The sequence below is a fragment of the Streptomyces sp. NPDC031100 genome (assembly GCF_055570785.1).
Genome location: NZ_JBVIGN010000013.1, coordinates 218,698 through 238,971, shown reverse-complemented (window position 1 = coordinate 238,971; position 20,274 = coordinate 218,698). Strand labels below are relative to the sequence as shown.

General features: G+C 71.7%; 21 protein-coding genes. 12 read left to right on the top strand and 9 right to left on the bottom strand.

Annotated features, from left to right (window positions below; all coding sequences use genetic code 11):
- Positions 1-197: 197 nt before the first annotated feature.
- Positions 198-2,168, top strand: coding sequence for an N-acetylmuramoyl-L-alanine amidase (locus ACZ5DS_RS32775; RefSeq protein ID WP_468245778.1), 1,971 nt, complete (start codon positions 198-200; stop codon positions 2,166-2,168).
- A gap of 148 nt (positions 2,169-2,316) precedes the next feature.
- On the opposite strand, the gene ACZ5DS_RS32770 is transcribed toward ACZ5DS_RS32775, so the two are convergent.
- Both ACZ5DS_RS32770 and ACZ5DS_RS32765 read right to left on the bottom strand, forming a co-directional pair.
- The gene (locus ACZ5DS_RS32770) at positions 2,317-3,042 is read right to left on the bottom strand and encodes a DUF2625 family protein (protein WP_468245777.1); all 726 of its coding nucleotides are present in this window, start codon (positions 3,040-3,042) and stop codon (positions 2,317-2,319) included.
- A gap of 29 nt (positions 3,043-3,071) precedes the next feature.
- Positions 3,072-3,569 (bottom strand): hypothetical protein, encoded by a 498-nt coding sequence (locus ACZ5DS_RS32765; RefSeq protein WP_468245775.1) that lies wholly within the window; start codon positions 3,567-3,569, stop codon positions 3,072-3,074.
- Between the two features lie 116 nt (positions 3,570-3,685).
- Here ACZ5DS_RS32765 and ACZ5DS_RS32760 point away from each other — a divergent pair, with 116 nt between their 5' ends.
- The 3 genes from ACZ5DS_RS32760 to ACZ5DS_RS32750 all read left to right on the top strand — a co-directional run bounded on the left by ACZ5DS_RS32760 (position 3,686) and on the right by ACZ5DS_RS32750 (position 5,807).
- Positions 3,686-4,033, top strand: a complete 348-nt coding sequence (locus ACZ5DS_RS32760) for a VOC family protein (protein WP_468245773.1) — start codon at positions 3,686-3,688, stop codon at positions 4,031-4,033.
- A gap of 103 nt (positions 4,034-4,136) precedes the next feature.
- A complete protein-coding gene (locus ACZ5DS_RS32755; RefSeq protein ID WP_468245771.1) occupies positions 4,137-4,496 on the top strand; it encodes a DUF779 domain-containing protein in 360 nt (119 codons plus the stop codon).
- A gap of 144 nt (positions 4,497-4,640) precedes the next feature.
- The gene (locus ACZ5DS_RS32750; protein WP_468245855.1) at positions 4,641-5,807 is read left to right on the top strand and encodes a phosphodiester glycosidase family protein; all 1,167 of its coding nucleotides are present in this window, start codon (positions 4,641-4,643) and stop codon (positions 5,805-5,807) included.
- 22 nt (positions 5,808-5,829) lie between these two features.
- Here ACZ5DS_RS32750 and ACZ5DS_RS32745 read toward each other — a convergent pair whose 3' ends face one another.
- From ACZ5DS_RS32745 to ACZ5DS_RS32720, 6 genes are all read right to left on the bottom strand, one after another.
- Entirely contained in the window at positions 5,830-6,024 is a 195-nt protein-coding gene (locus ACZ5DS_RS32745; RefSeq protein WP_468245769.1) for a hypothetical protein, read from the bottom strand.
- A gap of 102 nt (positions 6,025-6,126) precedes the next feature.
- The gene (locus tag ACZ5DS_RS32740) at positions 6,127-6,990 is read right to left on the bottom strand and encodes a phosphatidylinositol-specific phospholipase C/glycerophosphodiester phosphodiesterase family protein (RefSeq protein ID WP_468245767.1); all 864 of its coding nucleotides are present in this window, start codon (positions 6,988-6,990) and stop codon (positions 6,127-6,129) included.
- 173 nt (positions 6,991-7,163) lie between these two features.
- On the bottom strand, positions 7,164-8,246 hold the full coding sequence (locus ACZ5DS_RS32735) for an acyl-CoA dehydrogenase family protein (protein ID WP_468245764.1): 1,083 nt from the start codon (positions 8,244-8,246) through the stop codon (positions 7,164-7,166).
- Positions 8,243-9,424, bottom strand: a complete 1,182-nt coding sequence (locus tag ACZ5DS_RS32730; protein WP_468245762.1) for an acyl-CoA dehydrogenase family protein — start codon at positions 9,422-9,424, stop codon at positions 8,243-8,245. The genes ACZ5DS_RS32735 and ACZ5DS_RS32730 overlap by 4 nt, the downstream gene beginning before the upstream one ends.
- The gene (locus tag ACZ5DS_RS32725; protein ID WP_468245759.1) at positions 9,421-10,386 is read right to left on the bottom strand and encodes an NADPH:quinone oxidoreductase family protein; all 966 of its coding nucleotides are present in this window, start codon (positions 10,384-10,386) and stop codon (positions 9,421-9,423) included. Before ACZ5DS_RS32725 ends, ACZ5DS_RS32730 begins: the two co-directional genes overlap by 4 nt.
- A 94-nt stretch (positions 10,387-10,480) precedes the next feature.
- Positions 10,481-11,062 carry a helix-turn-helix domain-containing protein gene (locus tag ACZ5DS_RS32720; RefSeq protein WP_468245757.1) on the bottom strand — a complete coding sequence of 194 codons (582 nt, stop codon included), beginning with the start codon at positions 11,060-11,062 and terminating at the stop codon, positions 10,481-10,483.
- Positions 11,063-11,140: 78 nt separating this feature from the next.
- On the opposite strand from ACZ5DS_RS32720, the gene ACZ5DS_RS32715 reads away from it, so the two are divergent.
- The 8 genes from ACZ5DS_RS32715 (at position 11,141) to ACZ5DS_RS32680 (ending at position 18,908) form a co-directional block, all read left to right on the top strand.
- Positions 11,141-12,070 (top strand): NAD(P)/FAD-dependent oxidoreductase, encoded by a 930-nt coding sequence (locus ACZ5DS_RS32715; protein WP_468245754.1) that lies wholly within the window; start codon positions 11,141-11,143, stop codon positions 12,068-12,070.
- A 29-nt stretch (positions 12,071-12,099) separates the two neighbouring features.
- The gene (locus ACZ5DS_RS32710; RefSeq protein WP_468245752.1) at positions 12,100-13,638 is read left to right on the top strand and encodes an ATP-dependent DNA ligase; all 1,539 of its coding nucleotides are present in this window, start codon (positions 12,100-12,102) and stop codon (positions 13,636-13,638) included.
- Positions 13,635-14,108 carry an NUDIX hydrolase gene (locus ACZ5DS_RS32705; protein WP_468245750.1) on the top strand — a complete coding sequence of 158 codons (474 nt, stop codon included), beginning with the start codon at positions 13,635-13,637 and terminating at the stop codon, positions 14,106-14,108. The genes ACZ5DS_RS32710 and ACZ5DS_RS32705 overlap by 4 nt, the downstream gene beginning before the upstream one ends.
- Positions 14,109-14,208: 100 nt before the next feature.
- On the top strand, positions 14,209-15,594 hold the full coding sequence (locus ACZ5DS_RS32700; protein WP_468245747.1) for an NADP-dependent succinic semialdehyde dehydrogenase: 1,386 nt from the start codon (positions 14,209-14,211) through the stop codon (positions 15,592-15,594).
- Positions 15,595-15,619: 25 nt separating this feature from the next.
- Entirely contained in the window at positions 15,620-15,853 is a 234-nt protein-coding gene (locus tag ACZ5DS_RS32695) for a DUF6213 family protein (RefSeq protein ID WP_468245745.1), read from the top strand.
- A gap of 250 nt (positions 15,854-16,103) precedes the next feature.
- Complete coding sequence (locus ACZ5DS_RS32690; RefSeq protein ID WP_468245742.1) at positions 16,104-17,168, top strand: type III polyketide synthase; 1,065 nt, start codon at positions 16,104-16,106, stop codon at positions 17,166-17,168.
- Positions 17,165-18,379, top strand: coding sequence for a cytochrome P450 (locus ACZ5DS_RS32685; protein ID WP_468245740.1), 1,215 nt, complete (start codon positions 17,165-17,167; stop codon positions 18,377-18,379). The genes ACZ5DS_RS32690 and ACZ5DS_RS32685 overlap by 4 nt, the downstream gene beginning before the upstream one ends.
- 7 nt (positions 18,380-18,386) lie before the next feature.
- On the top strand, positions 18,387-18,908 hold the full coding sequence (locus tag ACZ5DS_RS32680; protein ID WP_468245738.1) for a cupin domain-containing protein: 522 nt from the start codon (positions 18,387-18,389) through the stop codon (positions 18,906-18,908).
- On the opposite strand, the gene ACZ5DS_RS32675 is transcribed toward ACZ5DS_RS32680, so the two are convergent.
- Positions 18,905-20,131: an acyl-CoA dehydrogenase family protein gene (locus ACZ5DS_RS32675; protein WP_468245735.1), complete on the bottom strand. Its 1,227-nt coding sequence runs from the start codon at positions 20,129-20,131 to the stop codon at positions 18,905-18,907. The two genes, ACZ5DS_RS32680 and ACZ5DS_RS32675, sit on opposite strands and share 4 nt — an antisense overlap.
- Positions 20,132-20,274 lie beyond the last annotated feature (143 nt).

The window sequence follows — 20,274 nt, the reverse complement described above, 5'->3', positions numbered from 1 at the left end:
ACGAGGTGCCGCCGACCGGGTGGCCTGTGCCGGGCGGCTGGTCCACGCCGGTGACGCTCGGCGCGACGGGGCGCGCGAGGCACGGAAACGTACGAGGGGTGACGCGCAGGGCGGCCGTCTTTCGTCCTGGAGGGCAACGCTCCGTGCCCTGGTCGCATTTTGTCCTGGCCACGCTGAACCTCGTCGGAGGCACCTCCATGAAAAAACGCGTCGCCCCCCGCGTCTCCAGAGCCGTACGCGGACACCGCCGGATCATCTGTGTGACCGCTTCGGCGGCGCTTCTCGTACCGTTGCTGATCGACCGCTCGGGGGACGGCACCCCCTCCGACCGACGCCTGCAGGACGACTACACGGCCGCCGCGAACGAGTTCCACATCCCACGGAGCGTGCTCATGGGCGTGTCCTACCTGCAGTCGCGCTGGGACTCCCATCAGGGCGCCCCGAGCGTCGTCGGCGGCTACGGTCCGATGCACCTGCTGGACGCGTCCAGGACCCAGCCACAGCAGACGCCGCAGCACATGCGGGGCCGGCCGCACGTGGGGGCGGCGGGTCCGCCCGCCCCGCAGGGGACGAACGCCTCGGCCGACCTGCAACGGGCCGCACGTCTGACCGGACTGACGGCCGAGCAGCTGCGGACGGACGACGCCGCCAACGTGCGCGGCGGCGCGGCCCTCCTCGCGGCGACCCAACGGCAGCTCGGCAAGCCGCTGAGCCCCAACCCGGCGGACTGGTGGGAGACCGTGGCCCGCTTCCCGGGCGCCGCCGACCGCACCTCGGCGACGACGTATGCGAACGACGTCTTCGACGTGATCCGCCGGGGCGCGGACCGCACCACCGACGCGGGCCAGCGCGTCACCCTCGCCGCGAGCCCCCGCGTCCGCCCGCCCCGCCTCGTCACCGAGGGCGCGCCGCGGCCGAGGCAGGTCGACTGCCCGCGGGAGCTGTCCTGTTCCTGGCTCAGCGCGCCGTACGTCGAGATCGACGACGAGCAGTACGGCAACCACCAGCTGGCCGACCGGCCCAGGGACCAGCGGATCGACTACATCGTCATCCACGACACCGAGGCGCCGCTGGCGTCGATGCTGCAGACGATCCAGAGTCCGGAGGAGGCGTCGTGGCACTACTCCATCCGGTCCCGGGACGGTCACATCACCCAGCACGTCGAGACCAAGGACGCGGCCTGGCACTCCGGCAGCCAGTTCGTGAACGCCCACTCGATCGGGATCGAGCACGAGGGATTCCTGCGGCAGCCCGACGCCTGGTACACGGAGACGATGTACCGGTCCTCGGCCCGCCTGGTGAAGTACCTGGCGACGAAGTACGGGGTTCCGCTCGACCGGCAGCACATCTTCGGCCACGACAATGTGCCGGCCCCGACCGAGGACACCATCCCGGACATGCACGACGACCCGGGCCCCTTCTGGGACTGGCGGCACTACTTCGACCTGCTGGGCGCGCCGCTGAGGGCGACGGCCGGGCCGGACAGCGACGTCGTGATGATCCTTCCGGACTACCCCACCTACAAGCCGCGGTTCACGGGCTGCACCAAGAGCGGTGTGAAGTGTGCGCCGCACGGCTCCAGCGCGGTCCGCCTGCACACCGATCCGGACGAGGGCGCTCCGCTGATCCAGGACCCGGGCCGGCACCCCGACGGCGAGGACTCCACGGAGGACGTCGACGACCTGGGGTCGCGGGTCTCCGCGGGCCAGACCTTCGCGGTCGCGGACCGCAGCGGCGACTGGACGGCGATCTGGTACCAGGGCCACAAGGCCTGGTTCAAGAACCCGGAGGGTCACCCGACGGCCGTCGGTGCGCTCGGCCGGATGGTGACTCCGAAGGAGGGCCTGAAGGAGATCGAGGTGTTCGGCCGAGCCCTGCCGGAGGAGGACGCCTTTCCGGAGGAGGCGGACGAACAGCCCGAAGAGTCGCCGCTCCCGTACACCCTCCGCGCGGGCCAGCGGTACGTGACGCAGTCCCGCGTCCTCGGCTCCTATCTGGAGAAACCTTCCTCCGATGACTCCCCGTCCCCGGTGGTGAAGGGCAGCGAGGCGTACTACGAGATCCAGCTCGGCCACCGGCTCGCCTATGTCCGGGCGAGTGACGTCGACGTGCTACAGGCGACGGCCGCCGCGGGCCCGCCCGGACAAGCGGTGCCTCCCCAAAGCTGACCCGAACGATTCCCGGGCCGTCGGCTACAGGCCGGCGGCCCGGTGCGTGGGCCGGCCCGCCGGCACCTCTACGCGCTGCTCGTGTCCGACTTCCTGGACACGGTCGGGAACGTCCTGCTGGACGGGTGACCGTCTGGGCGGTGGTGTCTCACACCTCGCCCAGGAAACCCGGATCGGCCGGGCCCGCCTGCCGGGCGAAGTCCGCTGCCACGCCGAGGACTTCGCGCATCGCCACGGCTCGACGGCTCGTGGCCGCGAGGTCGTCGTGCGCCTCCTGCGACCACAGGAACGGATAGACGGTGATGCCCTGCGAGGGGTCCAGGGCGGCGGCCTCCGCGCGCCAGCCCGGCCGGCGAAGTCCGTCGTAGAACGTCTCCAGTCGGCCGGACAGCAGCCACCACACCCAGGTGGAGTGGCCCATGTCCAGCGCCTCCCACTCCAGGGTGTCGGGCGCGAAGTAGGTCATCTGCCCGGGGGCGCCGGGGCGGCCCGCTGCGGCCGGGTCGTGGCCGCTGAGCACGAACACCCCGCCGAGCACGTCGTGCCCGACGACGAGCCCGGACGCGGGGTGCCAGCCGGGATCGAACCGCTCCGGGAAGCCGTTGACCCGCCCGAGGCTCGGCAACCCGCCGCCGGCCTGCGACCCGCCGCCGAACACCCGCACCCAGCCGTCGTCCAGGACGAGTCCGCCGCAGTTCAGCACCAGCGCGCCGAGCGCCGAACGCGCGGTGACCTGCATCTGGAGCAGACAGCGGCGGCCCTCGCCGGGGTCGCCCGGCAGCACGCGGACCGGTACGGCACTGGCCTCCAGCAGCTCCTGAAGCTCCGGCCAGGCCGGATCGTCCACCTGGGCCAGTTCCTCGATCTCCCGCATCCGGGGATCATGACAGCCCGCCGTGCCGGTCAGCCCAGCGGGCCCTTCTTCCGGCGTTTCCGGTTCGGCCGGTGCGGGCGCTGGAGGGTGTCCAACTCGCCTATGGCGGCCCGGACGTGTGCCGGATCGCCCTCGGTCCCCGAGCCGGCGCACCACCACGACGGGCGCCCGGACACCTTGCGCACATGCATCCCCAGGTCGTGCACGGCACACACCGGCCAGGCCCGCCACAGCCGCTCGGAGACCGTGTCCTGGGCGGCCTCGGCCACGGCCTCAAGGGCGTGGGTGGCGGTGCTGAGTCCGGACCACAGGGAGTTCCCGTGCCACTCGCCGTTGGCGAGAGCGACGTACACCTGCTCCTCCTCCCCCTCCCAGGGCGGCACAGCGAACAGACACAGGGGCCGCTGCTCGGGCAGGGTCACCGCCAGATCCCGGTTGACCACCGCCAGGGCCTCGTCCCAGAGCGGGTGTTCGCCCTCGGCCACGAGGCGTGGTTCGGGCTGGTGGAAGGGCGAGTGGTAGCGCATGGGGACATCCTCTCCCCTGCACCTGCCCACCCGTCGACTTCATTTCGCCGAAGAACGCCTCCCACTACCCTGCCCGCACTGCCCTTCACCGTCCGACCGACCAGCGGAGCCGCGAGATGCACGTACGCCGCGTCGTGCCCAACATCCAGTCGACCGCCCTGCCGGAGAGCGCGGAGTTCTACGGGGTACTGGGGCTCGAGGAGGTCATGAACCACGGGTGGATCGTGACGCTCGCGTCCGCCGAGAACCCCACCGTCCAGCTGAGCCTCATGATCGAGGACCGCACCGCGCCCGTCGCACCGGACCTGAGCATCGAGGTCGAGGACGTGGACGCGGTGTACGCCGCGATGCGCGAGCGGGGCGCCGAGATCGTGCACCCGCTCACCGACGAGGAGTGGGGCGTGCGACGGTTCTTCGTACGGGATCCCAACGGGAGGGTGGTCAACGTGCTCGCTCACCGCTGACCGGCGGTCCGGCCCGGCCGCGAAGGACGCCTGCTGGACGTGGTCCTGACGAGCCGTGAGACTGGGTCGGGTCCGACGCCCCCGGCTCTCCAGGACGGTGACCATGGAAGAGGAAGTCCCCCGCGTCGAACTCACCCCTGAGGCCGCCGAACTGGTGCGGCGGCTGCGTGCCGAGCACGGCCCGCTGATGTTCCACCAGTCCGGCGGGTGCTGCGACGGCAGCGCGCCCATGTGCTACCCGGACGGCGAGTTCCGGACCGGCGGCTCGGACGTGCTGCTGGCGGAGCTGGCCATGGAGGGCGTCGAGGAGCCCGTGACCTTCTGGATGTCGAGGAGCCAGTTCGAGGTGTGGAGCCACACCCGGCTGATCGTCGACGTGGTACCCGGACGGGGGAGCGGCTTCTCGCTGGAGGCACCCGAGGGGGTGCGTTTTCTCACCCGTTCTCGCGTCGTCGACGCCTAGCACCCCCGCACGCCACCACCGTCTGCTGCACTTCCCCTGAGTTCTGGGAAAGTTGACGAGACATCAGGGGGCGCAGTGGCGCACGATCGGCGGCAGACGGCAGCAGGCAGATCGGTTCTCTCGGTTCTCACGGCGTTCGGTGTACTGGCCGGTGCGGCCCTGGCGGGGGCGGCACCGCCCGGTGCCGTTCCGCTGGGCGAAGGCGTCGCGCCGGGGGTCACCTACCGGCAGTTCGACCTCGAGGTGGCGGCGGGCGAGACCCACGCCCACCTGCTCACCGTCGACCTGAACAATCCCCACGTCCGACTGGACCTGCTGTACCCGGGGACAGTGGCCACCCGCGCGACCGTCTCGAAGCTGGCCGACTCGGCCGGCGCGGTCGCCGGCGTCAACGGCGACTTCTTCAACATCACCGAGACCCAGCACCCGGGCGTCGAGGCGACCGGCGCGAGCGTGGGACCCGCGATCGCGGCCCAGCAGGTGCTGAAGGCGGCGGTGCCGAAGGGCCAGCGGTTCGGGCCGTCGCTGCCGCCCGGGACCACCACGACGGACGTCTTCGGCGTGGGCACCGACCGGCGGGCCCGCATGGACCGCCTCACGCTGGCCGGCTCCGTGACCACGCCCGAGGGGCGCCTTCCGCTCAAGGGCCTCAACCAGTACGCCCTGCCGCAGAACTCCGTCGGTGCCTTCACCTCGCGGTGGGGCAGCGTCTCCCGGGTGCGGGCCGTCTGCGGCACGGACACCGACCGGGCGGCGGCGTGCAGCACGGACACCTACGAGGTGAAGGTCAAGGGCGGCAAGGTGGTCTCCGCCTCCGACACCCCGGGCAACGGCGCGATCGCCGCGGACACCACGGTCCTGGTGGGCCGCGAGCAGGGCGCGCAGCAGCTGCGCAAGCTGTCGGTGGGCGACCCGGTGGCCGTCACCCACGACCTGGTGGCGGCCACGGCCAAGGTCCCGTACGCGTTCGCGATCGGCGGCTACCCGGTCCTGCGCGACGGCGAGCCGCTGTCCGGTCTCGACGACTCCGTCTCCGCCGTGCGCACCGTCGTGGGCTTCGGTGACGACGGGCACCAGATGCTGCTGCTCGCGCTGGACGGGGCCGCCGACTACCGGACCGGCATGACCGTCGCGGAGGAGGCCGACCTGATGAACGACCTCGGCGCGACCGACGCGTTCAACCTCGACGGCGGCGGTTCGAGCGAGATGGTCACCCGCGATGCGGGCGCGAGCAGTGTGACGGTCCGCAACCACCCGAGCGGCGGCGCCGAGCGTCCCGTGCCGAACGGCATCGGGGTCTTCTCGTCGTGACCTGAACAGCCTGCGGCTGCCCCTAGGGCCGCAGGCTGCTCACCAGGTCGGCCGTCGCGGTGAGCCCGCTGTGGATGGTGGGCGCCATGCTGGTGCTGGCCATGTAGAAGCCGAGCAGCATGCAGACCAGGGCGTGCGAGATCTTCAGCGCGCCGTTGCGCATGAAGATCACGGCGATGATCAGGAGCAGCAGCACCACAGAGATCGAAACGGCCATCGGGAACCTCCTCCGCCACGCCCCATGAGCGGCGTTCGGCCGTAAGTGTGGCGTAGCGGAGGGTTCGTCCGGGCGGCTGACGTGTCCTCCGATCGTGTGGTGTCAGGCGGACGGGTGTGCGTCCAGGAACGCCTCGAGCCCGGCGAGGTCGTCGGTGTTGAGGTAGTCGACGCCGCCCGCGAGCAGTTCGGTCCACAGGGCGTCCCGGGCCGGTCCGGCGGCGTCCGGGGTGGCCCAGAACCGGATCTCCTGCCCTCGCGCGTGGGCGGCGGCGGTGATGCTCCGCAGCTTCTGCCGCTCGGCGTCCGGGAAGGCGCCCTCGCCCCGCCAGGTGAAGTTCAGCGTCCAGTTGTCGCTGATCAGCGGGATGAAGGAGGCGGGGGCCGCGCTGCCGAGATCGGCGAGCCGGCCGTCGTAGAAGGCGCGGCGCTCGGTCTGCGCCTCCATCGGGATACGGGCCGCGCGATCGCCGGAGATGACGGCGGTGACCGGCCCGGGATGGACGCGGCCGTGCGCGTACCGGGTGAACAGGCGCGGATAGCGCCTGAGGTGGCGGTCGAGTTCGAGGAACGTCGAGGAGCCCTCGGTCTTGATGTCGACGAGGAGCTGGAGAGGCCGGCGCCGGCCCCGGTACACCGGGCCGTGGTTGGCCGCGACGCGGGCGGCGAGCGGGTCGAGGTAGAGGGATTCGAGGGTGCGGGTCGGGTCCAGCTCGGAGGCGTCGTGGCCGATGAGCAGCTGGTCGCCGACGAGGAAGATGTCGGCCTCGACGCTGCCGAAGCGGTGGTCGAGGGCGTCGAACAGGGGTCGCGGGTGCTCGTAGTCGTTGTGGGCGTGCGCGTGCCACAGCGGGCGCGGGCCGCGGTGGCCGCCGTCCGCCCGGGCCTGGCCGGCGGGCAGGGCGATCGCGCCCGCGAGGGCGGCGCCGAGGGTGGTGAGGGCTCTGCGGCGGGTGGTGAGGGCCATGCGCTGCCTCCCTTGAGGGGCCGGATGGGACCGGGGAGAGTATGCGTGCGCTCTCCACTCAAAGGTCCCTTTCCTGCGGGGAGTTGGCCGGAGTGGTGCCCTCTGTTCACTTGGTGACGGGTGCGCGCACGAGAAAGCCCGCCCCAGGTGGGGCGGGCTTCACACGCCGTGGGTCAGGGTGCCTGGAGACCGACCAGTTCGGCCAGCGCCTCCCGGTGGGCGCCCGCAGTGCCGTAGGCGATCGAGTCGGCCTTGGCCCGCTTCAGGTACAGGTGGATCGGATGCTCCCAGGTCATCCCGATCCCGGCGTGCAACTGCAGCGCCTCCTCGGCCGTGTGGACGGCGACGGGCGCCGCATACGCCTGCGCAACGGCGACCGAGACGTCCGCGTCCTCGCCGCAGGCCAGCGCGTCGGCGGCGGCGCGGGCGGCGGCCCGGAGGCTGACGACCTCCAGCCACAGCTCGGCGAGCCGGTGCTTGAGCGCCTGGAAGCCGCCGACGGGCCGGTTGAACTGCTTGCGTTCCTTCAGGTACCGGACGGTCTCGGTCAACGCCCAGTCCGCGATGCCCAGTTGCTCGGAGGCGAGCAGTCCGGCGGCGGCGCGCAGGGCCCGTCGTACGGCGGGTTCCGCGTCGCCGATGCGGCGGCCGGGCGCGCCGTCGAGGGTGACGGTGGCGAGGGGGCGCGTGAGGTCGAGGGAGATCTGCGGGGTGACGGTCACCGCGTCGGCTGCCACGGCGTACAGCCCGCCGTCGTCGGCCGGGACGAGCAGCACATCGGCGGCGGCCGCGTCCGCGATGCCCGTCAACTCCCCGTGCAGAGTGCCGTTCTCCAGCCGTACGGCCTTGAGGGCGGCGCCCGGAGCCGCGTGCAGGCCGACCGCGAGGCCACCGATGGTCCGTCCGGAGGCCAGGCGGCCCAGCAGCTCCTCGTCCGCGCAGGCCAGCAGGGCCTCGGTGGCCACGACCGCACTGGTGAGGTAGGGCACGGGTGCGACCGCGCGCCCCAACTCCTCCAGTACGACGGCGACTTCTCGGTGGCCGGCACCCTGGCCGCCCTGTGCCTCGGGCACCAGGAGTCCGGCCAGGCCCATGTCGACGGCCAGGGACTTCCACAGGGCGAGGTCGTGCGGGGCGTCCGACTCGGTGCGGGCGATCACGTCGGCCGGTGCGCAGTGGTCCGTGAGCAGGTCGCGGACCGCGGCGCGCAGCGCCTCTTCCTCCTCGGAGTAGAGCAGATCCGGCTGTGTGCTCATCGGGCGAGGTCCTTCCAGGCGACGTCCTTGTCGGTGCGCGGCTCGGCGGGCAGGCCCAGGACGCGCTCGGCGACGATGTTCAGCAGGACCTCGCTGGTCCCGCCCTCGATGCTGTTGCCCTTGGAGCGGAGGTAGCGGTAGCCGGCGTCGCGGCCGACGAAGTCCACCAGTTCGGGGCGGCGCATGGTCCAGTCGTCGTACAACAGGCCCTCCTCGCCGCGGAGTTCGACCTCCAGGCCGCTGATCTCCTGGTTGAGCCGGGCGAAGGCGAGCTTCATGCCGGCGCCCTCGGGGCCGGGCTGTCCGGCGACGAGCTGTTGGCGCAGGCGTTCGGCGGTGAGCCGGGAGACCTCGGACTCCACCCACAGCTTGAGCAGCCGCTGGTGCAGGTCGTGGGTGCGCAGTTCGGGGCGTTCGCGCCAGGTTGTGGCGACCGGGCCGATCATGCCGCCCTCGCGGGGCAGCCGCATACCGCCGATGGCGACGCGTTCGTTGTTGAGCGTGGTCTGGGCGACCCGCCAGCCGTCGCCGACCTCGCCGAGGCGGCGGGAGTCGGGGATGCGGACGTCGGTCAGGAAGACCTCGTTGAACTCGGCCTCGCCGGTGATCTGGCGCAGCGGCCGCACCTCGACGCCGGGGTCGGTCATGTCGCAGAGGAAGTAGGTGATGCCCGCGTGCTTGGGCACGTCCGGGTCGGTGCGGGCGATGAGGATGGCCCAGCGGGCCAGGTGGGCGCTGGAGGTCCACACCTTCTGCCCGTTGACCACCCAGTCGTCGCCTTCACGGACGGCCCTGGTGCCGAGTGCGGCCAGGTCGGAGCCGGCGCCCGGCTCGCTGAACAGCTGGCACCAGACCTCCTCCCCCGTCCACAGCGGCCGCAGATAGCGCCGCTTCTGCTCCTCGGTGCCGTAGCGCAGGATGGTCGGCGCGGCCATGCCGAGTCCGATGCCGATGCGCCGGGGGTCGTTGTCCGGGGCGCCGGCTGCTTCCAGCTCGGCGTCCACCACGACCTGGAGGGCGCGCGGGGCACCGAGCCCGCCGAGGCCCTCCGGGTAGTGCACCCAGGCCAGCCCGGCGTCGAAGCGGGCTCGCAGGAAGTCCAGGCGGTCGGTGCTCCCGGGCGGGTACTGGGCCAGCAACTCCTGGGTGCGGCGGACCAGTTCGTCGGCGTCGGTCATGCTGCTTCCTCCATCACCACGGCGATCCGGCCGGTGGACCGGCCGTCCGCCACCTTCTGCACGGCCCCGGCGGCCTCGCTCAGCGGCACCCGCTCGCTCACCAGCGGCTTGATCGCACCCCGCGCGGCCAGCTCGGTGAGCTGCTCGTGGCAGTGCAGGATGAGCTTCGGGTTCTTGGTGGCGTACAGGCCCCAGTGCAGGCCGAGGATCGAGTAGTTCTTCACCAGGGCGTGGTTGAGCGCAGGGCTCGGGATGGTGCCGCTGGCGAAGCCGACGACGACGATCCGGCCCTCGAAGGCGACGAGCTTGGCGGACTGGGCGTAGGCCGCGCCGCCGACGGGGTCGTAGATCACGTCGGCGCCCCGGCCGCCGGTGGCCTCCTTCACGGCCGCGACGACGTCCTCGCTGCGCCGGTCGACGACCACGTCACAGCCCAGCTCCCGGGCGACGGCGGCCTTGTCGGCACCGCCGACCACGCCGATCACGGTGGCCCCGGCCGCCTTGCCGAGCTGCACGGCCGCGCTGCCGACACCTCCGGCGGCGGCGTGCACGAGCAGGGTCTCCCCCGCTTCCAGGTGCGCCCGGCGGTGCAGGCCGAACCAGCCCGTCTGGTAGCCGATGTGCAGCGCGGCGGCCTCGGCGTCGTCCAGCGCCGTTGGCGCGGGCAGCAGGGCGCGGGCGTCGGCGACCGCGTACTCGGCGAAACCGCCGTACGGCAGCGCGGGGTTGGCGATCACCCGGCGGCCGTCCTCGGTCTCGGCGCAGATCTCCACGCCCGGCGTGAAGGGCAGCGGCGGGCGTACCTGGTACTGGCCCCGGCACAGCAGGGCGTCCGGGAAGTTGATGTTGGCGGCTCGCACCCGCAGCAGCACCTGGCCGTCGCCGGGTGTGGGCCGCTCCACCTCCGCCAGGCGCATCACCTCGCTCGGCTCGCCGTTCTCGTGCACTTGCCATGCCTGCATGCGGGGCCTCCACGGGACTGCTTCGTCTGACCGGGTCCGACCGCATACTAAGCGGTCGCTTGCCGATCGGGAAACAGTCGGGCGCGTCGGTGCGTCACTTGCGCGTCGGCCGCGCCCTTACGTGCATCCGCTCCCCCTGCGGCCCGAACAGGCTCAGGAACTCCACCGGCCCCTCTCCCGTCGACCCGAACCAGTGCGGCACCCGCGTGTCGAACTCGGCCGCCTCCCCCGCCGACAGCACCACGTCGTGCTCGCCCAGCACCAGCCGGAGCCTGCCCGAGAGCACGTACAGCCACTCGTACCCCTCGTGGGTGCGCGGCTCCGGCTCCTGCGTGCGCTGGGGTTCGCGGACCTTGAAGGCCTGGAGGCCGCCGGGCTGGCGGGTCAGCGGCCAGAAGGTGCGGCCGTGCCGCTCAAGGGGCTTCGCCCGCACCCGGGGGTCGCCGACCGGCGGGGCACCGACCAGCTCGTCCAGCGGAACCTGGTGGGCCTGGGCGATGGGCAGCAGCAGCTCCAGGCTGGGCTTGCGCAGGCCGGACTCCAGCCGGGACAGGGTGCTGACGGAGATACCGGTCGCCTCGGACAGCGCTGCCAGGGTGACCTCCCGCTCCTTGCGGATCCGCCGCAGCCGCGGGCCCACGCCCGCCAGAACGTCGTCGGTGCTCTCGGTGCTCATGCTCGTATTGCAGATTCGGCAAAGACGTTTGTCAATACGGCAGTGCCTGGGCGACCGTCGGCGACGGAGGTGGTCACCGTGACCGAGAACGTTGACGTGGTGGTGGTCGGGGGCGGCGCGGCCGGTCTGTCCGCCGCGCTGGTGCTGGGCCGGGCCCGGCGCCGCACCCTGGTGGTGGACGCAGGCGAGCCGCGCAACGCGCCGTCCGCACACATGCAGGGCTATCTGACCCGGGACGGCATGTCGCCCGCCGAGTTCCTGGCGATCGGGCGCGAGGAGATCGCCCGGTACGGAGTGCAGCTGGTCCGGGACCGGGTCCTGGACGCCGCCAAGGGCGAGGACTTCACCGTGTCGCTGGCGAGCGGCCGTACCGTGCGGGCGCGGCAGCTGGTCGTCGCCACCGGTCTGAGGGACGAGCTGCCGCCGGTCCCGGGGCTCGCCGAGCGGTTCGGCCGGGACGTGGTCCACTGCCCGTACTGCCACGGCTGGGAGGTCCGGGACCGGCCGACCGGAGTGCTCGCCACGACCCCGCTGAGCGTGCACCAGGCGCTGATGGTCACCCAGTGGTCCGACGACGTGCGGCTCTTCCTGCACCAGGTGCGGGAGACCGAGCTGGCGGACGACGATCGGCGCAGACTGGCCGCCGCCGGGGTCACGGTCGTACCCGGCGAGGTGGCTGAGGTGCTCGCCGCACAGGACCGGCTCACCGGGGTCCGGCTCGCGGACGGCACGGTCCACGAGCGCGAGGTGCTGTACTGCGCTCCGCGTGCCGTTCCGCAGAACGACCTGCTCGTCCGCCTGGGCGCGGAGCTGCGCGAGACGCCCTTCGGCAGCTACCCGGTGATCGACGAGCGGGGCCTGACGACCGTGCCGGGGCTGTGGGCTGCGGGCAACGCGAGCGGCTTCGCCGAGCAGGTGGTGAACGCGGCGAGCCGCGGCTACCGGGCCGGGGCGGCGATCAACGGGGAGCTGCTCTTCGCCGACCTCGACGCGTCCGTCCGGGTGTAGCCGCCGCACGCCCGGTGCACCATGACTGCATGCTGCTCACCCGGCTCGCGGAGGTGTCCCGGGAGGTCGCCGCCACGGCGGCCCGGTCCCGCAAGACCGCGCTGCTCGCGGAGCTGTTCCGGGACGCGGAGGCGGACGACGTGCCGATCGTCATCCCCTATCTCGCCGGACGGCTCCCCCAGGGCCGGCTCGGCGTCGGCTGGAAGGTGCTGAGCCGTCCGGTCCCGCCGGCCGCCGAGCCCTCCCTCACCGTGCGGGAGGTGGACGCCCGGCTGAGCGAACTGGGCAAGGTGTCCGGGCCCGGTTCCCAGGCGGAGCGGGCCCGGCTCGTCGGCGAGCTGATGGGCGCGGCCACCGAGGAGGAGCAGCGCTTCCTGCTCGGCCTGCTCACCGGCGAGGTCCGGCAGGGCGCGCTGGACGCGGTCGCCGTGGAGGGTCTCGCCCGGGCGACCGGCGCGGACCCGGCGGACGTACGGCGGGCCGTGATGCTCGCCGGGTCGCTGCAGACGGTGGCCCAGGCCCTGCTCGCCGAGGGGCCCGGAGCCCTGGACCGGTTCCGGCTGACGGTGGGCCGTCCGGTGCTGCCGATGCTGGCGCAGAGCGCCTCCTCGGTCGCCGAGGCGGTCGAGAAGCTCGGCCCGTGCGCGGTGGAGGAGAAGCTGGACGGCATCCGGGTGCAGGTCCACCGGGACGGCGACTCGGTACGGATCCACACCCGTACCCTGGACGACATCACCGACCGGCTGCCCGAAGTGACCGCCGCCGCGCTGGGGTTGGCGGGCGAACGCTTCATCCTGGACGGCGAGGTGATCTCCTTCGACACCGGCGGCCGGCCCCGCTCCTTCCAGGAGACGGCCGGCCGGGTCGGCTCCCGGACGGACGTGGCGAAGGCCGCCGTACAGGTCCCGGTGTCCCCCGTCTTCTTCGACGCCCTGTCGGTCGACGGCAACGACCTGCTGGACCTTCCCTTCACCGAGCGCCACGCGGAGCTGGCCCGGCTGGTGCCGGAGCCCCTCCGGGTGCGCCGGACGGTGGTGTCCGGCCCGCAGGAGGTCACCGAGGCGGAACGCTTCCTCGCCGACACCCTGGCCCGCGGCCACGAGGGCGTGGTCGTCAAGGCGCTGGACGCCCCCTACAGCGCGGGCCGGCGCGGTGCGTCCTGGCTGAAGGTCAAGCCCGTGCACACCCTCGACCTGGTCGTGCTGGCCGCCGAGTGGGGCCACGGCCGCCGCACCGGCAGGCTCTCCAACCTCCACCTCGGCGCCCGCAACCCGGACGGCACCTTCGCGATGCTCGGCAAGACCTTCAAGGGCATGACCGACGCGATGCTCGCCTGGCAGACCGAGCGGCTCCAGGAGCTGGCCGTGGAGGACAACGGCTGGGTGGTCACCGTGCGCCCCGAACTCGTCGTGGAGATCGCCTACGACGGTCTGCAGCGCTCCTCCCGCTACCCGGCCGGCGTCACCCTGCGCTTCGCCCGCGTGGTCCGCTATCGCGAGGACAAACGGCCCGAGGAGGCCGATACGGTGGAGGCCCTGCTGGCGGCCCATCCGGAGGTCACGCCGTGACGGTGCGGACGACGAAGCGGAGCGCGGGACTGCTGTTGTTCCGGCACACCGACGACGGACTGGAGGTGTTGCTCGGCCATATGGGCGGACCGTTCTTCGCGAAGAAGGACGCGGGAGCGTGGACGGTGCCCAAGGGCGAGTACGAGCCCGACGAGCCCGCCTGGGAGGCCGCCCGCCGCGAGTTCCGGGAGGAGCTGGGGCTGGCGCCGCCCGACGGCGAGGCCGTACCGCTGGGCGAGGTCGCGCAGGCGAACGGCAAGATCGTGACGGTGTGGGCGGTCGAGGCCGACCTGGACCCGGAGACGATCGAGCCGGGCACCTTCACCATGGAGTGGCCGCCACGGTCCGGTCGGACGCAGGAGTTCCCGGAGCTGGACCGGGTCGCGTGGTTCGGCCTCGACCGGGCCCGCGAGGTGATCGTCAAGGCCCAGGCGGCCTTTCTCGACCGGCTGGCGGAGCACACGGGCTGACCGCGAGCCGCGGGGGCACGCCAGGACAGCGCACTACACGTTGCGGTCGGCAGCGCCGCGCGCGAAGGTCTAAGCAAGCCCGCTCCCAGGGAGGTCTGCCATGCCCATCGCGACGGTGAACCCGGCGAACGGCGAGACGCTCAAGACGTACGAGCCCATGGGCGACGAGGAGCTGGAACGCCGGCTCCAGCTCGCCGAGGCCACGTTCCGCACCTACCGGACGACCACGTTCGCCGAACGCTCCCGACTGCTGAACAAAGCCGCCGACCTGCTGGACGAGGACCAGGACGAGATCGGCAGGGTCATGACCACCGAGATGGGCAAGCCGGTCAAGCAGGCCCGCGCGGAGGCCGCGAAGTGCGCCAAGGCGATGCGCTGGTACGCCGAACGCGCCGAGGCACTGCTCGCCGACGAGGAGCCGGCCGAGTCGGACGTGACGGACTCGGGCGCCTCCCGGGTGCGGGTCCGCTACCGGCCGCTCGGGCCCGTCCTCGCGGTGATGCCGTGGAACTTCCCGCTCTGGCAGGTGGTCCGGTTCGCCGCGCCCGCGCTGATGGCCGGCAACGTGGGTCTGCTCAAGCACGCCTCGAACGTCCCCCAGACCGCCCTGTATCTGGAGGACCTGTTCCACCGGGCGGGCTTCAAGGAAGGCTGCTTCCAGACGCTGCTGATCGGCTCTGGAGCGGTCGACGCCATCCTGCGCGACGAGCGGGTGAAGGCGGCGACGCTCACCGGCAGCGAGCCGGCCGGACGCGCCGTCGCCGCCACCGCCGGCGAGATGATCAAGAAGACGGTCATGGAGCTGGGCGGCAGCGACCCCTTCGTCGTCATGCCCTCCGCCGACCTCGACCGGGCCGCACAGGTCGCCGTGACCGCGCGGGTGCAGAACAACGGGCAGTCGTGCATCGCGGCCAAGCGGTTCATCGTGCACACCGACGTGTACGACGCCTTCGCCGAGAAGTTCGTCGCGGGCATGAAGGCGCTCAGGATCGGCGACCCGCTGGAGGAGGACACCGAGATCGGGCCGCTCGCCAGCGAGCAGGGGCGGGCCGACCTGGAGGAGCTGGTCGACGACGCCAAGCGCAGCGGTGCCGAGGTGCTGTGCGGCGGCGAGCGCCCGGAAGGGCCGGGCTGGTACTACCCGCCGACCGTGCTGGCGGGCATCACCCGGGAGATGCGCATCCACCGCGAGGAGGCGTTCGGGCCGGTCGCCACGCTGTACCGGGCCGGTGACGTGGACGAGGCGGTCCTGATCGCCAACGACTCGCTGTTCGGGCTGAGTTCCAACGTGTGGACGCGGGACGAGAACGAGGTGCAGCGGTTCGCGCGGGACCTGGAGGCGGGCAGCGTGTACGTCAACGGGATGACCGCCTCCCACCCGGCGTTCCCGTTCGGCGGAGTGAAGCGGTCCGGTTACGGCCGTGAGCTGTCCGGGCACGGAATCCGGGAGTTCTGCAACATCACCACGGTTTGGCAGGGTGCGTGAGCGCCGCGCGGCTACCATCCCGTTTGTGAACCGCGAAGTGACTCTGCCTCTGATCGTCGACGACCGCGGTACCTTGCAGGTGGCTGCGTCCGACGTGAGTAAGTTGTTGCGGACCGTGGGCGGGCGGTGGCTGCACCTTGTCGAGGCCGGGGAGCAGGGGCTTGATGAGAACACGGTCGCCGCGTTGACCATTGAGTTGGCGAAGCTGGCGGATCGTATCGACGTGGCCTGTATCGCTCATAGCAGTGGGGCGCCGTAGTCGCTTCGGTCGTGTCCCCGCTCCCCTCGGGTTGGCTCCCCCGGCGTTGCCCGGGAGGCCAGTAGTTCAGCGGCCGAGAGGCTCATCGGGACCCCCTGAGGGGGGTCTGGGCGCCAGGTCCGATCACGACCCGTTGTCCCCGGTTCGGAGTAATCCGACGAGAGATCGTCGCCCCCTCGGGTGAACCTGGGTGGACCACCTTCTGACCGGTGGGCCCAGACCCGCCGGACGGCGAAAGCAGGGACGGCTCATGGCGACTTTGTGCAGACCCTCGGTGTCCGTACCCGAACACGTGATCACGATGGAGGAGACGCTGGAGCTCGCCCGCGAGCACCACGCGGACCACCCCCAGCTCCCGCTGGCCCTCCGGCTGATCGAGAACACGGGCGTCCGCACCCGGCACATAGTGCAGCCCATCGAGGAGACCCTGAAGCATCCGGGGTTCGAGGACCGCAACAAGCTCTACGAGGCCGAGGCGAAGGCCAGGGTCCCCGCGGTGATCCAGCGCGCGCTCGACGACGCGGAGCTGTTGACCTCCGACATCGATGTCATCATCTACGTGTCGTGCACGGGCTTCATGATGCCCTCGCTGACCGCGTGGCTGATCAACGAGATGGACTTCCCGAGCACCACCCGCCAGCTCCCCATCGCCCAGCTGGGCTGTGCGGCCGGCGGTGCGGCCATCAACCGGGCCCACGACTTCTGCTCGGCCTACCCGGAGACCAACGCCCTCATCGTGGCCTGCGAGTTCTGCTCGCTGTGCTACCAGCCCACCGACCTCGGCGTCGGCTCGCTGCTCTCCAACGGCCTGTTCGGCGACGGCATCGCCTCGGCCGTGGTGCGCGGCCGGGGCGGCACGGGCGTCCAGCTGGAACGCAATGGCTCGTACCTGATCCCCAAGACGGAGGACTGGATCGCGTACGACGTCCGGGCGACCGGCTTCCACTTCCTGCTGGACAAGCGGGTGCCGACCACCATGGAGCCGCTCGCCCCGGCGCTCCAGGAGCTCGCGGGCACGCACGGCTGGGACGCCGCCGACCTGGACTTCTACATCATCCACGCGGGCGGTCCCCGCATACTCGACGACCTCAGCAAGTTCCTGCAGGTCGACCCGCACGCGTTCCGGTTCAGCCGGTCCACGCTCACCGAGTACGGCAACATCGCCAGCGCCGTCGTGCTGGACGCGCTGCGCCGGCTCTTCGACGAGGGCGGTGCCGAGCACCGGGCGCGCGGGCTGCTGGCCGGGTTCGGTCCCGGCATCACCGCCGAGATGACCGTGGGCCGCTGGGTCCGGAACGGCGAGACGACACGATGAGCGAAGAGACCCTCACCGGGACCCTGCCCCCGATCCGGCACTGGCCGGCCCTCGACCTGACCGGGACGGACTTCGACCCGGTGCTCGCCGAGCTGATGAGCGAGGGCCCGGTCACCCGTGTCCAGCTGCCCAACGGCGCGGGCTGGGCGTGGCTGGTCACCCGGTACGAGGACGTGCGCACGGTGACCAACGACCCCCGCTTCAGCCGCGAGGCGGTCACGGAGCAGCAGGTCACCCGGCTCGCCCCGCACTTCATCCCGGACCGGGGCGCGGTCGGCTTCCTGGACCCGCCCGACCACACCCGGCTGCGCCGCTCGGTCGCCGCCGCGTTCACCGCGAAGGGCGTGGAGCGGGTCCGGGACAAGGCGCGCGCCATGCTGGACGAACTGGTCGACGAACTCCTCCAGGACGGCCCGCCCGCCGATCTCACGGCGGCGGTGCTCAGCCCCTTCCCGATCGCGGTGATCTCCGAGCTGATGGGTGTGCCGGCGGCCGACCGGCACGGCATGCACACCTGGACGCAGCTGATCCTGTCCTCCGCGCACGGCAAGGAGCTCAGCGAGAAGGCCAAGCGCGAGATGAGGGCCTACTTCTGCGACCTGATCGGGCTGCGCGAGGGCAGCACGGCCGAGGACGTCGCCTCGCTGCTCGGCGCCGCCGTGGGCCGGGGCGAGGTCAGCCTGGAGGAGGCCGTCGGTCTCGCCGTCCTCCTCCAGATCGGCGGCGAGGCGGTCACCAACAACAGCGGGCAGCTGTTCTACCTCCTGCTGACCCGCCCCGACCTGGCCGAACGGCTGCGCTGCGAGCCGGAGATCCGTCCGAAGGCGATCGACGAGCTGCTGCGGTACATCCCGCACCGCAACGCCGTCGGCCTCTCCCGGATCGCCCTGGAGGACGTGGAGATCGGGGGCGTACGGATCCGTGCGGGCGATGCGCTCTACGTCTCCTACCTGGCCGCCAACCGCGACCCGGACGTCTTCCCCGACCCGGAGACCATCGACTTCTCCCGCAGCCCCAACCCGCATGTGGCGTTCGGCTTCGGCCCGCACTACTGCCCCGGCGGCATGCTGGCGCGGCTGGAGTCGGAGCTGCTGGTGGACGCCCTGCTGAGCCGGGTGCCGGGCATGAGGCTGGCTGTGCCGCCCGGTCAGGTGCCCTTCAAGAAGGGCGCGTTGATCCGCGGGCCCGCGGCCCTGCCGGTGACCTGGTGAGCCGCCCATGACACAGACCGAGGGACTGCTCGTACCGCCGGGTCACGGTCGCGTCGTCGCGACGCCCGCCCAGCGCGTGACCTTCAAGGTCACGGGCACCCATTCACGGACGGCCTCCACCTTCGAGGTGGAGGTCCCGCCGGGCTTCGACGTCGGCGCCCATGTGCACACGCGCAGCGAGGAGTTGTTCTACGTCCTCGAAGGCGAACTGGACGTGCTCGCCTTCGAGCCGCGCGTCCGCACTCCCGACAACTGGCAGAAGTGGGAGTCGAGTTCGGGCAGCCGGGTGGTCCGCGCGACACCGGGCACGGTCATCGTCGTACCCCCCGGCTGCCCCCACGCCTTCGCGAACCCGACGGACAGCCCGGCGAAGATGTTCTTCCAGGCCTCTCCCCCACCGGACCACGAACGCTACTTCGAGGAGCTGCTGGAGATCCTGGGAGACGGGGGCCCGCCGGACCACGACGCGATCGAGGAGCTGCGGAGGCAGTACGACATCGAGCAGCTGACGCCGCTCAGACTTCGTTAACGGATGGGCATCCCCGACAACGTACGGGCGATCACCAGCCGCTGGATCTCGCTCGTGCCCTCGAAGATCGTGTAGATCGCCGCGTCACGGTGCATACGCTCCACCGGGTACTCCCTGGTGTAGCCGTTGCCGCCCAGAATCTGGATCGCCTGGGCGGTGACCTTCTTCGCGGTCTCGCTGGCGAACAGCTTGGACATGGAGCCCTCGGCCGCGGTGAACGGTTTGCCGCTGATCGCCATCCAGGAGGCACGCCAGACGAGCAGCCGGGCGGCGTCGATCTGCGTGCGCATGTCCGCGAGCTGGAAGGCGACGCCCTGGTTGTCGATGATCGGGCGCCCGAACTGCTCACGCGTCGTCGCGTAGTCGAGGGCCACCTCGTACGCGGCCCGGGCCGTGCCGACGGCCATCGCACCCACCGCCGGCCGCGAAGCCTCGAACGTGGCCATCGCCGCATTCTTCACCCGCTCGCCGGAGGACTTCGCCCTCTCGCGGGCACGCGCCAGCCGCTCGTCCAGCTTCTCCTTGCCGCCGAGCAGGCAGGAACCGGGCACACGGACGTTGTCGAGGACGACCTCGGCGGTGTGCGAGGCGCGGATGCCGTGCTTCTTGAACTTCTGTCCCTGGGCGAGACCCGGCGTGCCCGGCGGGATGATGAAGGAGGCGTGTCCCTTGGAGCCCAGCTCCGGGTCGACGACGGCGACGACCACGTGGACGTTGGCGATGCCGCCGTTGGTCGCCCAGGTCTTCGTGCCGTTGATCACCCACTCGTCCTTGGCCTCGTCGTACACCGCACGCGTGCGCATGGAGGCGACGTCGGAGCCGGCGTCGGGCTCGGAGGAGCAGAAGGCTGCGACCTTGACGTCGTTCTGGTCGCCGTACATCTGCGGGATCCAGGTGCCGATCTGCTCCTCGGTTCCGTTGGCGAGAACGCCCACGGCGGCGAGGCCGGTGCCCACAATGGAGAGGGCGATGCCCGCATCGCCCCAGAACAGCTCCTCCATGGCCATCGGTATGCCGAGGCCGGTGGGGTCGAAGTACTGCTGTGCGTAGAAGTCGAGGGAGTAGATGCCGACCTTCGCGGCCTCCTGGATGACCGGCCAGGGAGTCTCCTCACGCTCGTCCCATTCGGCGGCCGCGGGGCGGATGACGTCGGCGGCGAAGCCGTGCAGCCAGTCCCGGACCTCCTTCTGTTCGTCGTTGAGCTCCATGGTGAACTCGGCCATGTCCCCTCCAGCGGCGGCACGTACGGTGTTACTAGCGGTAACCCGAGTCTGTTACCGACGGGTAGGAAAAGTCAACTCCCGATGACGCCTCGGCATCCCGTTCGATGTCAGGGGCATGGACAGTGTTAGTTTGCGCAGGCGTC